The organism is Achromobacter sp. 2789STDY5608621 (assembly GCF_001299375.1).
GTDB lineage: Bacteria > Pseudomonadota > Gammaproteobacteria > Burkholderiales > Burkholderiaceae_B > Achromobacter > Achromobacter insuavis.
Map to the genome: position 1 here is coordinate 260687 of NZ_CYTU01000001.1, position 14041 is coordinate 274727.

12 protein-coding genes are annotated in these 14041 nt (G+C 67.2%); 5 read left to right on the plus strand and 7 right to left on the minus strand.

Annotated features, from left to right (window positions below):
• Positions 1–1877, minus strand: a 1877-nt coding sequence (nosZ, locus tag AOZ53_RS34590; RefSeq protein ID WP_054486639.1) for a TAT-dependent nitrous-oxide reductase, incomplete at its 3' end; no start/stop codon positions are given.
• Positions 1878–1923: 46 nt separating this feature from the next.
• Complete coding sequence (locus tag AOZ53_RS01290; RefSeq protein ID WP_054486640.1) at positions 1924–4083, minus strand: NosR/NirI family protein; 2160 nt, start codon at positions 4081–4083, stop codon at positions 1924–1926.
• A 383-nt stretch (positions 4084–4466) separates the two neighbouring features.
• Here AOZ53_RS01290 and azu point away from each other — a divergent pair, with 383 nt between their 5' ends.
• Positions 4467–4916: an azurin gene (azu, locus tag AOZ53_RS01295; RefSeq protein WP_006390371.1), complete on the plus strand. Its 450-nt coding sequence runs from the start codon at positions 4467–4469 to the stop codon at positions 4914–4916.
• An 11-nt stretch (positions 4917–4927) separates the two neighbouring features.
• Here azu and AOZ53_RS01300 read toward each other — a convergent pair whose 3' ends face one another.
• The gene (locus AOZ53_RS01300) at positions 4928–6310 is read right to left on the minus strand and encodes a dihydroorotase (RefSeq protein WP_054486641.1); all 1383 of its coding nucleotides are present in this window, start codon (positions 6308–6310) and stop codon (positions 4928–4930) included.
• Positions 6311–6369: 59 nt separating this feature from the next.
• Positions 6370–6930: a gamma carbonic anhydrase family protein gene (locus AOZ53_RS01305; RefSeq protein WP_054486642.1), complete on the minus strand. Its 561-nt coding sequence runs from the start codon at positions 6928–6930 to the stop codon at positions 6370–6372.
• A 197-nt stretch (positions 6931–7127) separates the two neighbouring features.
• Here AOZ53_RS01305 and AOZ53_RS01310 point away from each other — a divergent pair, with 197 nt between their 5' ends.
• On the plus strand, positions 7128–8711 hold the full coding sequence (locus tag AOZ53_RS01310; protein WP_054431508.1) for a TerC family protein: 1584 nt from the start codon (positions 7128–7130) through the stop codon (positions 8709–8711).
• A 32-nt stretch (positions 8712–8743) separates the two neighbouring features.
• A complete protein-coding gene (locus AOZ53_RS01315) occupies positions 8744–9607 on the plus strand; it encodes an undecaprenyl-diphosphate phosphatase (RefSeq protein WP_054486643.1) in 864 nt (287 codons plus the stop codon).
• Positions 9608–9696: 89 nt separating this feature from the next.
• On the opposite strand, the gene AOZ53_RS01320 is transcribed toward AOZ53_RS01315, so the two are convergent.
• From AOZ53_RS01320 to AOZ53_RS01330, 3 genes are all read right to left on the minus strand, one after another.
• Positions 9697–10470, minus strand: coding sequence for a UDP-2,3-diacylglucosamine diphosphatase (locus AOZ53_RS01320; protein WP_054431506.1), 774 nt, complete (start codon positions 10468–10470; stop codon positions 9697–9699).
• Entirely contained in the window at positions 10463–10972 is a 510-nt protein-coding gene (locus AOZ53_RS01325) for a peptidylprolyl isomerase (protein ID WP_026382011.1), read from the minus strand. Before AOZ53_RS01325 ends, AOZ53_RS01320 begins: the two co-directional genes overlap by 8 nt.
• A gap of 131 nt (positions 10973–11103) precedes the next feature.
• A complete protein-coding gene (locus tag AOZ53_RS01330) occupies positions 11104–11787 on the minus strand; it encodes a tetratricopeptide repeat protein (RefSeq protein WP_054431505.1) in 684 nt (227 codons plus the stop codon).
• Between the two features lie 338 nt (positions 11788–12125).
• Between AOZ53_RS01330 and cysS the strand changes: the two genes are divergently transcribed.
• Positions 12126–13580, plus strand: coding sequence for a cysteine--tRNA ligase (gene cysS, locus AOZ53_RS01335; RefSeq protein ID WP_054431504.1), 1455 nt, complete (start codon positions 12126–12128; stop codon positions 13578–13580).
• A gap of 19 nt (positions 13581–13599) precedes the next feature.
• Positions 13600–14041: DNA-3-methyladenine glycosylase family protein (locus AOZ53_RS34595; protein WP_054486644.1), on the plus strand; the 442-nt coding region annotated here is incomplete at its 3' end.

The window sequence follows — 14041 nt, forward strand, 5'->3', positions numbered from 1 at the left end:
ATTTCCATGTGCAGCGCGTGGCAGAACCACTGGCAGTAGTACCAGTGCACGCCCGGCCGGTCCGCCGTGAACGTCACCGACGAGGTCGCCTGGGGTCCGATTTCCATGGCGATGCCGTGGCCTTCGAGCGTGAAGCCGTGCGTCAGGTCTTCGATCACCTCCATGTTGGTGACCACCACGGTGACCTCGTCGCCCTGGTTGACCTCGATCCGCTTGAGGCTGAACATCGGCGCCACCGCCATCATGTAGACGCGCACCTTGTTGCCGTCGCGCACGATCTTGGCGGCGTCCTCCAGCGTGACGCCGTCCTTCTTGGCCATCTGGCGCGCGTCTTCCCACATGGGGTCGTCGCGCTTCCAGATGCTGATGGGATGGACCTTGGAGCGGTGCACCAGGCACATGTCGTGCGGCTCGGCGAAGCTGGGGCCGTCATGCACGAGCTTCATGGTGTCGCCGGAGATGTCGATGAGCTGGTCGTTCTCGGGCTTGAGCGGGCCGACGTTCAGGAAGCGATCCTTCGAGAACTTGTTCAGCGACACCAGCCACTTGCCGTCGGCCTCGCGCGTCTCGCCCATGGTGGAGTGGTTGTGGCCGGGTTGGTAGTGCACGTCCAGCTTCTGGATGATCGGGTCGACCTTCTCGCCCTTGTAGGCGCGCTTGGCCAGGTCGATGTTCCACTTGACCATCTGGCTGTCGATGAACAGCGTGGTGTAGGCGTTGCCGCGGCCGTCGAAGGCGGTGTGCAGCGGGCCCAGGCCCAGCTGCGGTTCGGCCACCACGCAATCGCGCGGCTTGATCTTGTCGTCGAACAGGTCGTCCAGCGTGCGAACGTCCAGCACGGTCACCGTGGGCGACAGCTTGCCGTTGAGCACCAGGTGGATGCCGTCGGGCGCGGCGTTGCAGCCGTGCGGCGAGTTCGGCACCGGGATGTAGCGGGTGTACTTGGAGCCGTGGCGGCCGTCGATCACCGGCACGCCGCCCATCATCTTGAAGTCGCCCTTCTTGACGGCTTCCTCGATGCGCTTGATGTTGAACACCACCACCCAGTCCTGCTCGTTGGCGGAGGCTTCCTCCACCGTCAGGCCTTTCTCCGAGTTGTAGCAGGTCGAGAAGGAATACTTGCCCTGGTAGTCGGCGTCGCCGTTGTCGAGGTTGCCGTCCACCAGCACCTGCCAGGCGACCTTCATGGTGTCGCCGTCCAGCGCGGTGTAAATGGCGAAGAAGTTCTTCTTGGGATCGTCGGTGACCTTGCCGTCGTTGGGCAGCGGGATGATGTGCTCGCCGTTGGCGAAGACGTAGCCGGTGCGCGGATAGCGCTGCGGCCGCAGGCCGTGCACGCCGGACACGTTGGGCAGCTCGGTGATCTTGTCGGTCTTCATCACGTCCAGGCGGATGCGGGCGACGCGGTTGTTGGCCTTGTCGTTGATGAAGAGGTAGCGGCCGTCGTAGGTGCGGTCGGTGAACGACAGATGCGGGTGGTGGGCGTCGCCATTCAGGAACACGCCGCCCTTGTCCTTGAGGTATTCGCGGGTCTCGGGCGTCAGGCCTTCGGTGAGGATCTTGCGGCTTTCGTTGGTGCGGCCCCAGCCGGTGGCGCTGCAGTGGTTGAAGACCGGGATGCGCACCAGTTCGCGCATGGAAGGCAGCCCCAGCACGCGCACTTCGCCCGACTGGCCGCTGGAGTTGAAGGCATAGTATTCGTCCAGCTCGCCCGGCGCGACGTGGCCGCTCTGGCCGGCGGCGCCGGCCTTGGCGTCCTTGCCGTGGGCGGTGGACAGCTGCGCGCCGCCCACCAGGCCGGCCGCGCCGGTGATGGCGGCGGTTCCCAGGAAGCTGCGGCGGCTCAGGCCGGTTTTGTCGGGGTTCTTGTCGGACATGGGTAACTCCTCGATAGGAACGGCGTCTCGCGCCGCGGAACGGAAATCAGGATTCGGAGGTCGCGGGCGCGTTCGGGTTGGGCGCGCGGTGCAGCACCACCTCCTGCACCGCGGGCTCGCTGTCGGCGGCGCGGCGTCGCTCGCGCTTGCCGTGCTGCTGGATCAGGTGCGGGCACTTTTGCTTGTGGTGGTAGAGCATCTGGCAATGCAGGCACTGGATGCACTCGTTCGGGTTGATCTCGCCGGTCGGCTCGATGGCTTGAACCGGGCATTCCTTGGCGCAGCGTTGACAGGGGTTGCCGCAGTCGCGGTAGCGGCGCAGCCAGTCGAAGATGCGCAGCCGCGCCGGAATCGCCAGGGCCGCGCCCAGCGGACAGAGGTAGCGGCAGAAGAAGCGTTCGATGAACAGGCCCGCGGCCACCAGCGCCACCGCGAACAGCACGAACGGCCAGTCGCGCAGGAAGCGCAGGATGATGGCGGTCTTGAAGGGTTCGACCTCGGCCAGCCGCTCGGCCAGCGCCAGGTCGTACAGCGAGAAGCCGAACAGCACCAGGAAGATCACGTACTTCAGGGTCGACAGGCGCTGGTTGACGCCGTGGCGCACCGTGACCTGGCGCAGCCCCAGGCGCTTGGCGACGCGGTTGGCCAGTTCCTGCAGCGCGCCGAACGGGCACAGCCAGCCGCAGAAGGCGCCGCGGTTCCAGAACACCATCGAAATGGCGGTGGCGCACCACAGGATGAACACCAGGGGATCCATCAGGAAGTAGTCCCAGCGGAAGTCGGTGCGCAGCGCCGAGAAGAACGTCAGCACGTTGACGATGGACAGCTGGGCCTGGCCGTACCAGCCGATCCAGAACAGCGCGAAGGCCAGGAACGCCAGGCGCAGCCGGTCATGCAGCAGCGGCCGGCTGGTCAGCTGGTCCTGGAAGAAGAAGATGCCCACCAGCACCAGCAACGCCGCCGTCAGGATCGCCACCTGCACGGCCTTGCCGCGCCAGATCTGCTGCCACAGCGCGGGCGGGGCGGCGTCCTCGGCCGTCGCCTCGGGGGCCGGCGCCGACGCGGCCGGCGCGGCGCGGGTATAGCGGTCGGGCAGGGTGTACGGCAGGTCGAAGGTGACGAAGGCCTTGTCCGACACGCTCAGCACGCGCTGCACCATCAATTGCAGCCGCCACGGCTTGACCGGGTCGAACGCGGCGTCCTCCGGCACCACGAACAGCGCCACTTCGCGCAGGGCGGGCGCGCCCTGCGCGGCGACGTCGGCCAGGCGCTGGTGATTGCGGTCGCGGAAGCGGAAGCTGCCTTCGTCCTGGATGATCTCGATGCGGTCGAAGATGCCGCCGCGCACGTAACCCGAGCCCTTGAATGAATAAGCGCCATTGCCCGCCACCAGGATGGCCTGCTGGCCGGGCTTCAGGCGTTCCTTCAGGCGCTGCCATTCCACATCGCCGAGCAGGCTGCGGCCGACCGACGGCACGCTTGCCAGCGCCACGTACAGGTCGATGAAGACGTCGTCGTCGGCCGCTTCCTGGCCGCGTTCGGCGGCGTCCTGCCGGCCCGATTCGCGGAACACGCGGTTGACGTCCTCGGGCGCCAGGCGCAGGTTGCGCACCGCGCCGGCGTCGAGCAGGGCCTGCCACGATTCGACCGCGTCGCGGGTGTCATCGATCTGGCGCGCGGGCGCGGTGGCCGCCGTGGCGGCGGGCGTGGCGCTGGCGGCGCCGGCGCCATCCACGCCGTAGGCGCGCGCCACCGCGATGGCCGAGCGCGTGATGCTGTCGCCGATCACCATGAGGGTGACAGTGGCGCCGCTGATGATGTCCACCGGCGGCGGCGCGCCATGACGCGGCGGGCTGTCGATGAAGTTCAGGCCGACGTAGCCCTGGATGAAGTGATCGACCTTGGCTTGCGGAATGCCGATCAGCACGATGGGCTCGTGATGCTCCACCAGCCTGGCGCCGACGATGCGGCCGTTGTCCGCCAGCGCCACCAGCACATCGATGGGCTTGCTGGAATAGCCGCGGGTGTTGACCACGTCGGAGGTCAGGTAGATGCGGCCCAGGGCGCGCTCGCCGGCATAGGCGCGCGCGGTCATCGGTTTGCCCTCGGGCGGGCCGACGCGATCGGCGCCGGGGAAGAGGTCGGCGATGGAAACCGTCTTCAGGAAGTCGGGCAGCCGCTGCGCCTGGACGGCGTTCGCGCACAACGTACAGCACAGCAGGAAAATTGAAATGAAGACCCGGATGAAAGGGGGGAATGCGCGATGTGTGCCGCGATGTGTCCCGTGATGTGCCCCGCAACGTGCCCCGTAATGTGCCGCCTGACTGCCGCGCATGCTTCGACTCTTTGTTGGTGTAGGTTTGCAGCCATCCTACGAATCGATGCGCGGGTCCACGTTGCGGTTTGTCAAGATCGTCGGCGTAATCAGTAATACCCCTATTGACCATAGGGCTGTGCGCAGGTAAGCGCGCTTCGCTTGACGCGCATCAAGCGGCTTGCCGGGTCCCCCTCCTAGACTGGTGCGCGGTGGCGTTGCGGGCGGAGTCCGGCAACGCGCAGATACACCGTTCAGTCATCGGAGAAGATTCAATGCTTGCCAAAACCACCCTGGCCATCCTGCTGTCGGCCGCCAGCCTGCCCGCGCTTGCCGCGCAATGCGAAGCCACCGTCGAAAGCAACGACGCCATGCAGTACAACGTCAAGGAAATCGTCGTCGACAAGAGCTGCAAGCAGTTCACCGTGCACCTGAAGCACGTCGGCAAGATGGCCAAGGTCGCCATGGGCCACAACCTGGTGCTGACCAAGGACGCCGACAAGCAGGGCGTCGCCACCGACGGCATGGGCGCCGGCCTGGCGCAGGACTACGTCAAGGCGGGCGACACCCGCGTCATCGCCCACACCAAGGTTATCGGCGGCGGCGAATCCGATTCGGTCACGTTCGACGTGTCCAAGATCGCCGCGGGCGAGAACTACGCCTACTTCTGCTCCTTCCCCGGCCACTGGGCCATGATGAAGGGCACGCTCAAGCTGGGCGGTTGAGTCCGTCTCTTTCAGGAGTCGAGGGGCGCGGAGGCGGGCGCAACCTCCAGGAACCGCAGCGGCTGTCCTTGCGGCAGCGCGTCGGCCAGGGCCTCATCGCGCACGACGGCATGACCGCGCACGACGGTGTGAATGGGCCAGCCCGTGACGCGCAGGCCGTCATACGGCGTCCAGCCGCTGACGCTGGCGACCCAGGCGTTGTGGATGGTGCGGCGCGCCTGGAGATCGACGATGCTGAAATCGGCGTCATCGCCCAGCGCGATGCGGCCCTTGCCTTCGATGCCGAACAGGCGCGCCGGGCCGGCGCTGGTCAGGTCCGCCAGGCGCGGGAGGCTCAGGCGGCCGGCATGCACGTGGTCGAGCATCAGGGGCAGCAGGGTCTGCACGCCCGTCATGCCGCTGGGGGACTGCGGATAGGGCCTGGCCTTCTCTTCCAATGTGTGCGGCGCGTGGTCGCTGCCGATGACATCGACCACGCCGTCACGAATGGCCTGCCACAGCGCATCCTGGTGGCGCTGCTCGCGCACCGGCGGATTCATCTGCGCCAGGCTGCCCAGCCGTTCGTAGCAGTCGGGCGCGTGCAGCGTGAGGTGATGCGGCGTGACTTCGACGCTGACGCGCCGCTTGTGCCCGGCCAGGAAGGCGATCTCCTCGGCGCTGGAGACGTGCAGCACGTGCAGCCGCCGCCCGGCTTCGGCCGCCAGGCGCACAATGCGCCGCGTGGCCATCAGCGCGCTTTCGACGTCGCGCCAGTGAGGGTGCTGGCGGATGTCGCCGCTGGCCTGCACGATCGATTTGCGCTCGCGCAGCCGGGCCTCGTCCTCGGCATGCACGGCCATGCGGCGGCGGCCGTGGCGCAGGATGCGGCGCAGTACGTCGGTTTCATCGGCCAGCAGATCGCCGAAGGAACTGCCCATGAAGACCTTGACGCCAGCGCAGCCGGGCAGGTCTTCCAGCTCGGCCAGTCGCTCGGCATTGACGGCGGAACCGCCGATGTAGAACGCATGGTCGCACCAGGCGCGGCCACGCGCCGCATCGAGCTTGACCTGCAAATCGACGGCCGTGAGCGTCAGCGGGCTGGTGTTCGGCATTTCGAAGATGCTGGTCACGCCGCCCAGCACCGCGCCGCGCGTGCCGGCTTCGAGGGTTTCCTTGTGGGTCAGGCCGGGTTCGCGGAAATGCACCTGGCTGTCGATGACGCCGGGCAGGACATGCAGGCCGGCCGCGTCCAGCGTGGCGTCCGCGCGCCAGTCGCCCAGGCTGCCCAGCGCCACCACGCGGCCGTCGCGCGCGGCGATGTCGATGCGCGCCATCGCGCCGCCCGGCAGCAGCACGGTGCCCCCGCGCACCAGCAGGTCGGCCTGCCGTCGGGAGGGTTGCCCGGCGTCGATCATGCGGAGGTTTCCTGGCGCAGCGTGAGGGGGAAGGGCTTGGCCGATGGGTGTGCCGTCATTCAAAACTCGTTCTGGATGTTCTTGTAGCCATGCACCAGCGCATTGTTGGTGCGCGCCACGTCTTCGGAAAACTCGCTGGCCGCGGCGGGCACCTGCGGCAGCGACGCCAGATCGGTGTCCGGGCCGATGCGCTCGGTCGATCGCACGTAGAAGCCCGGCGGCAGGCGGACGCCATCGACCACCGCGTTGTAGCGCACCACGCAGCCGTCCTCGACCGTACAGTTGAACAACACGCTGTTGAAGCCGATGAACACGCCGTCGCCCACCGCGCAGGGGCCGTGCACGATGGCGCGGTGCGCGATCGACGTGCGCTGGCCGATGCGCACGCGCGCGCCGGACTTGGAATGGATCACCACGCCGTCCTGGATGTTGGAGTGCGCGCCGATCACGATCGGGTCGATGCGGCCCTGCGCGTCCATCTCGTCGGCGCGGATGACGGCATAGGGGCCGATGAAGACGTTTTCCTCCACGATGACCAGGCCGCAGAGAATGGCGGTGGGATCGACGAAGGCGCTGGGGTGGATCTGCGGCAGGTCGCCGCGCGGGTTCTTGCGGATCATGGGAGGCCTTGACGATGAGCCGGGTGCATTTAAATGGAACGTTATAATATAACAATATTGATCGAAAGCGCCCGCTCAAAAAGCGCCGGAGATGGGGATGCAAACCTCGCCCATCCGTCATCCGCACGACCCGTGTCACCGGCGTGTCACGCATTTTCCGGGTACGATTACCGGTCGTGTAACTTCTGGAGCTCCTGATGGAGTGGCTGCTGGACCCCGCTGCGTGGGTCGGCTTGCTTACCCTGGTCGTCCTTGAGATCGTCCTGGGAATCGATAACCTGATTTTCATCGCCATCCTGGCGGACAAGCTGCCCCCGTCGCAACGCGACCGCGCGCGCATCCTTGGCCTCAGCCTGGCGCTCGTCATGCGGCTTGGCCTGTTGTCGGTCATGTCGTGGCTGGTCACCCTGACCACCCCCCTGTTTTCGGTCGGACCGCTGGCGCCCTCCGGGCGCGACCTGATCCTCATGGCCGGCGGTTTCTTCCTGCTGTTCAAGGGCACCATGGAGCTGCATGAGCGCCTGGAAGGCGGCCAGCATGGCGGCTCTTCCGGACCGCGCGTGTACGCCAGCTTCTGGGTCATCGTCACGCAGATCGTGGTGCTGGACGCGGTGTTCTCGCTGGACTCGGTCATCACCGCGGTCGGCATGGTGGACCACCTGGCCATCATGATGATCGCCGTGGTCATCGCCATCGGCATCATGCTGCTGGCCTCCAAGCCGCTGACGCGCTTCGTCAACGCCCACCCGACGGTGGTGGTGCTGTGCCTGGGCTTTTTGCTCATGATCGGCTTCTCGCTGCTGGCGGAGGCCTTCGGCTTCAAGGTGCCCAAGGGCTACCTGTACGCCGCCATCGGCTTCTCGGTGGCGATCGAGGCGTTGAATCAGCTGGCGCGCCGCAACCTGCTCAAGCTGGACGCGCGCCGTCCGATGCGCGAACGCACCGCCTCGGCGGTGCTGCGCATGCTGGGCAAGCGCCCGCCGGCCGACGAACCCGACCTGCCCAGCGCCGACGGCCCCGCCATCCCGGCCTTCGGCGTGGAAGAGCGCAACATGGTCAGCGGCGTGCTGACCCTGGCCGAACGCTCGATCCGCTCGATCATGACGCCGCGCACCGACGTGTCGTGGATCAACATCGACGACGACCCCGACACCATCCGGCGCCAGATCACCGAGGCGCCGCACAGCTTCTTCCCGGTCTGCCGCGGCTCGCTCGACGAGGTGCTGGGCATCGCCCGCGCCAAGGACCTGGTGGCGGACCTGATCACCGAGGGCCGGGTGCGCCGCAACCGCCTGCGCGACCCGATCATCGTGCACGAGGCGATCGGCATCCTGCGCCTGATGGACACCCTCAAGCGCTCGCGCGGCCAGCTGGTGCTGGTGGCCGACGAGTTCGGCGCCATCGAGGGCCTGGTGACGCCGATCGACGTGTTCGAGGCCATCGCCGGTGAATTCCCCGACGAGGACGAACTGCCGGACATCGTCGCCGACGGCCCCAACATCTGGAAGATCGACGGCGCGGCCGACCTGCACCATGTCGAACAGGTGCTGGAAACCGAGGGCCTGGTCGACGACGCGCAGGACTTCTCCACCCTGGCGGGCTACCTGCTGTCGCGCTTCGGCCACCTGCCCAAGCCGGGCGACGTCTGCGAATACGAGATCCACCACGACCATTTCCGCTTCGAAGTGCTGGAAATGGACGGTCGCCGCATTGCCCTGGTGCGCGTCGAGAAGCGCGCGCCCGAGCCGCTCGACGAAGACGCGTCGCTGACTCATGACTAGCCTCCGACATTGCCCCAAGGAACTCCGCCATCGTGACTGACACCACGCTCTATCTCATCAAGGCCTTCATCCTCGGCATCGTCGAGGGGCTGACCGAATTCATCCCGGTTTCCAGCACCGGCCACCTGATTTTGATCGGCGACTGGCTCAACTTCGAATCCAGCCAGGGCAAGGTGTTCGAGGTGGTGATCCAGCTGGGCTCGATCCTGGCGGTGATGTGGATCTTCCGCGCCCGGCTGCTGCAGCTGATCCGCGGCACGCTGACCGGCGTGGCGAGCGAGGTGGCCTTCACCCGCAACCTGCTGATCGCCTTCCTGCCGGCGGCGGTCATCGGCGCCATTTTCATCAAGTCCATCAAGCAGGTGTTCTACCACCCCGGCGTGGTGGTGGTGACGCTGGTGCTGGGCGGCCTGATCATGCTGTACGTGGAGCGCCGCACCCGCCACACCCCCGGGGACGTGCCGGGCGCGGCCGACGACACCGCCTCGGACGAGCGCGCCACCGCCCGCACCCTGGAACAGATCACCTGGAAGCAGGCGCTGGGCGTGGGCGTGGCGCAGTGCCTGGCCATGATCCCCGGCACCTCGCGCTCGGGCGCCACCATCATCGGCGGCATGATCGCCGGCATCCAGCGCAAGACGGCCACCGAGTTCTCGTTCTTCCTGGCCATGCCGACCATGCTGGGCGCGGCCGTGTACGACATGTACAAGAACATGGACCTGCTGACCCAGCACGACCTGTCCGGCATCGCCGTCGGCTTCGTGGCGGCCTTCCTGAGCGCCATCGTGGTGGTGCGCGCGGTGCTGCGCTTCGTCGCCAACCACACCTATCGCGTGTTCGCCTGGTACCGCATCGTGTTCGGCGCCATCGTGGCGGCCTGGATCTTCACCCGCTGAAGGGCGGGGCCCCGCCGCCGGGCGGGCAAAAAGAAAGGGCCGCGCATGACGCGGCCCTTTGCTTGGGGCGGACAGGGCGGGCGCGCCGCCTAGTCGGCCGTTTCCAGGTCGTAGAACTCCAGTCCGTCGCGGTCGATGACCAGCCAGCCGCCGCGCGGCGGCGACACGTGGTCACAGTCCCAGTCCGGCAGCACCCAGCGTTCGCGTTTCGCGCCGTCGACCTCCAGCACGTGGCGGGCGGGGCGGTGCGTGTGGCCGTGCACCATCAGCGTGACGCCGTGGTCGCGGAAGGCCTGCTCGACGGCGCCGGCGTTGACGTCCATGATCTCCATGGACTTGGCCTGGTTGGCCATCTGGCTTTCGCCGCGGGCCTGCTGCGCCATCGCCAGGCGCTCGGGGATGGTCTTGGCCAGGAACTCGGCCTGCCATTGCGGGTTGCGCACCATCTGGCGGAACTGCTGGTAGGCGGCGTCGTCGGTACAGAACTCGTCGCCGTGGGTCAGCAGGATGTCGCCGTAGTCGGTCTGCAGCAGCGCCGGCTCGGGCAGCAGCCTGGCGCCCACCGCGGCGGCCAGCTCCTCGCCGATCAGGAAGTCGCGGTTGCCGCGGCCCAGCCACACCGGAATGCGGCCGGCCGTGGCGCGCAGCGCCGTCAGCGCCGTGGCCAGCCACGGCGGCGCGGCGCGGATCACGTCGTCGCCGATCCAGGCGTCGAAGATGTCGCCCGGCAGCAGCAGGGCGGCGGCTTCTTCCTCGGCCGCCTGCAGGAAGGCCAGGAAGGCCTCCGAGGTGGCCGGCGTGGCCGGCCCCAGGTGCAGGTCGGAGGCCAGCCAGATCGGACCAGACAGGACGATCTTATTCAAGAACTTCGGCCTTCTCGATGATCACGTCTTCGTTCGGCACGTTCTGGTGGAAGCCCTTGTTGCCGGTCTTCACGCCCTTGATCTTGTCGACCACGTCGGTGCCTTCGGTGACGCTGCCGAACACGGCGTAGCCCCAGCCGTTCGGCGTGGGCGCGGTGAAGTTCAGGAAGTCGTTGTTCGAGACGTTGATGAAGAACTGCGCGGTGGCCGAGTGCGGGTCGCTGGTGCGGGCCATCGCCAGGGTGTACTTGTCGTTCTTCAGGCCGTTGTTGGCCTCGTTCTCGATCGGGGCATGGGTCTGCTTCTGCTTCATGCCGGGCTCGAAACCGCCGCCCTGGATCATGAAGCCGTCGATCACGCGATGGAACACCGTGCCGTTGTAGAAGCCTTCCTTGACGTAGGTCAGGAAATTCTCGACGGTCTTGGGCGCCTTGGCGGCGTCCAGGGTGATGACCATGTCGCCTTGGTTGGTGTGAAGCTTGACGCGGGGATTGGTGCTCATGGCTTTTGTGCCTTCAGAGGTGGAGTTGGAGGGGGCGGCCGCGGGCGCGGCGCTGACGAGCGCCGGAGCAAACGCCAGCGCGAACGAGCACGCCGTCAGGCGCAGCAGGTGAAGAGGGGAGTAGCGAGACATCATTTGTGTTGCCTATCCTTCAGCATGGTTTCGACTTCGCGGGCCTTGTCCTGCATGCCCGGCACGCCTTCGCCGGCGGCCTGCTTGTAGGTGCGCAGGGCCTGCAGCAGTTGCAGGTCGCCCAGGTTGGCGCGCGCGGCGGCGTAGCCCGGGTCGGCGCGCAAGGCCATTTGCAGGGCGTCCTGCGCTTTTTCAAGTTCGCCCCGGCTGGCATATAGAGCCGCCAGGTTGTTCCAAGGTTCCGGCAGCTCGGGGAAGCGGGTCGTCATCTCGGTGTAGATGTCGATGGCCTCGGCCTTGCGGTCGAGCGCGGCCAGGGCGCGGGCGTGCTGGAACATCAGCTGCACGTCGGTGCCGCGCTGGTCCTTGATCTCGGCTTCGCGCTTTTCGATCATCGCCAGCGCCTCGGCGTTGTCGCCGCGGTTCAGCAGGCGTTCGATGTGGGTGGTGATCTGCGAGGCGGACGGCTGCAGCCGCGTGTCAACGCTGGGTTGCACCGCCTTGAGCACGTTCGACAGGCCTTCCCAGCCGCCTTCGGGCGGGATGGGGTCGAGGGTGGTCCGGTTGGCGTTCGGGTTCTCGCCCGAGCCGCCGGCCATGGACTGGGCGTAGGCGCCGGCGAGCGGCGATCCGGCCAGGGCCAGGGCGAGCAGGGTGACGCAAAAACGCGGCTTGATAGTCACGTGGGCATCCGTTAAAAGTCGTGGCCGGCCGGCGCTGACGCGCGCGGCCGGGCCGCTTGCTATACTTGACGACCGCCATTTTAGCCTTGGTTGGGTTTTTGGCTCGACAATCGCTCGACAATAGGCGAAACCAATGAGTAAAACCCTCGGTTGGGGCGGACCCGTTGGTTGGAGCGGACCCGTTGGTTGGGGCGGACGCTGAGGGACGCGAATCCCGGGCGAACCCCGGGCAACATCCCGAGCCACCCCGACCAGGACGGCAAGTCCCGAAGGTATCGTCCTTCGGGCGCAACTTTTTCCGCGGTCGCCACGGAAAGAACAGGACCATCACAAGCGCCATGCTGCAAATCTACAACACGTTATCGCGTACCAAAGAACCGTTCAAGCCGGCCCAGGCCGGTCAGGTGCGCATGTACGTGTGTGGCATGACCGTGTATGACTTCTGCCACCTGGGCCATGCCCGCATGCTGGTGTCGTTCGATGTGGTGCAGCGCTGGCTGCGCGCCAGCGGCCTGGCGGTCGATTACGTGCGCAACATCACGGATATCGACGACAAGATCATCCGCCGCGCGGTCGAGACTGGCCGCCGCATCGGCGAGGTCACCGAGTTCTACATCGCCGCCATGCACGCCGACGAGCGCGCGCTGGGCGTGGACTCGCCCGACCGCGAGCCGCGCGCCACGCAGTACGTGGGCGAGATGCTGGACATCATCGGCAAGCTCGAACAGAAGGGCCTGGCCTACCAGGCCGACGACGGCGACGTGAACTACGCCGTGCGCGGCTTCGAGGGCTACGGCAAGCTGTCCGGCAAGACCCTCGACGACCTGCGCGCCGGCGAGCGCGTGGCGGTGGGCTCGGCCAAGCGCGACCCGCTCGACTTCGTGCTGTGGAAGTCGGCCAAGGAAGAAGAGCCGGCCGACACCAAGTGGGAATCGCCCTACGGCCTGGGCCGCCCGGGCTGGCACATCGAGTGCTCGGCCATGAGCAAGTCGCTGCTCGGCCTGCCGCTGGACATCCATGGCGGCGGTCCCGACCTGAAATTCCCCCACCACGAAAACGAGATCGCCCAGACCGAGGGCGCCTTCGGCGGCGTGCTGGCCAATATCTGGATGCATTGCGGCCCGCTGATGGTCGATTCGGACAAGATGTCCAAGTCGCTCGGCAACTTCCGCACCATCCGCCAGACCATCGCCCAGGGCGAGCCGGGGGCCGACGTGGCCGATTACCGCGTCAACCCGCGCGAAGCCGAGATGGTGCGCTTCTTCATCGTGCGCAACCACTACCGCAGCCCGCAGAACTACACGCCGGACAACCTGGTCGACGCCCAGAACGCGCTCGACCGCCTGTACCAGGCGCTGCAGAACGTGGCGGCCGACGACCAGGGCGTCGACTGGAACGAACCCCAGGCGCAGGCCTTCAAGGCCGCCATGGACGACGATTTCAACAGTTCGGGCGCGGTCGCGGCCCTGTTCGAGCTGGCCTCCGAGGCCAACCGCGGCAAGAGCGCCCGCAGCGCCGGCCAGCTCAAGGCCCTGGGCGGCCTGCTGGGCCTGCTGCAGCAGGATCCGGCGACCTACTTCCAGTCGGCCACCCGCTATTCGGCGGCCGGCATGGAGCAGGGCGCGCGCGCCGAACTGGACGCCGCCGCCATCCAGGCCCTGATCGACGCCCGCGCGGCCGCCAAGGCGGCGCGCGACTTCGCGGCGGCCGACCGCATCCGCGCCGAGCTGCGCGAGGCCGGTATCGAGCTCGATGACAAGCCGGGCGGCCTGACGCAGTGGCGTCGAGCCTGATCTCCTGGATACGCCAGACATGTCCATCGCAGATACCGACATTCCCAAGCCGGATTATTGGGAAGCCGCCGTCGCCCACCTGATGCGGCGCGACCGCATCCTGAAAAAGATCATTCCCCAGCACCCCGAGGTCTGGCTGACGTCGCGCGGCACGCCGTTCGTGACGCTGGCCCGCGCCATCATCGGCCAGCAGGTCTCGGCCAAGGCGGCCGATGCCGTCTGGGACAAGTTCCTGGAAGCCGCCGGCAAGCGTCCCACGCCGGTGGCGGTGCTGCGCGTCGGCCTGGAAGGCCTGCGCGCGGCCGGCCTGTCGCAGCGCAAGGCCGAATACGTGCTGGATCTGGCGGTGCATTTCGGCGAACGCCGGGTGCACCCCGAGAAATGGGCGGCCATGGACGACGAGGCCGTCATTTCGGAATTGACCGCCATCCGCGGCATCGGACGCTGGACGGCGGAGATGT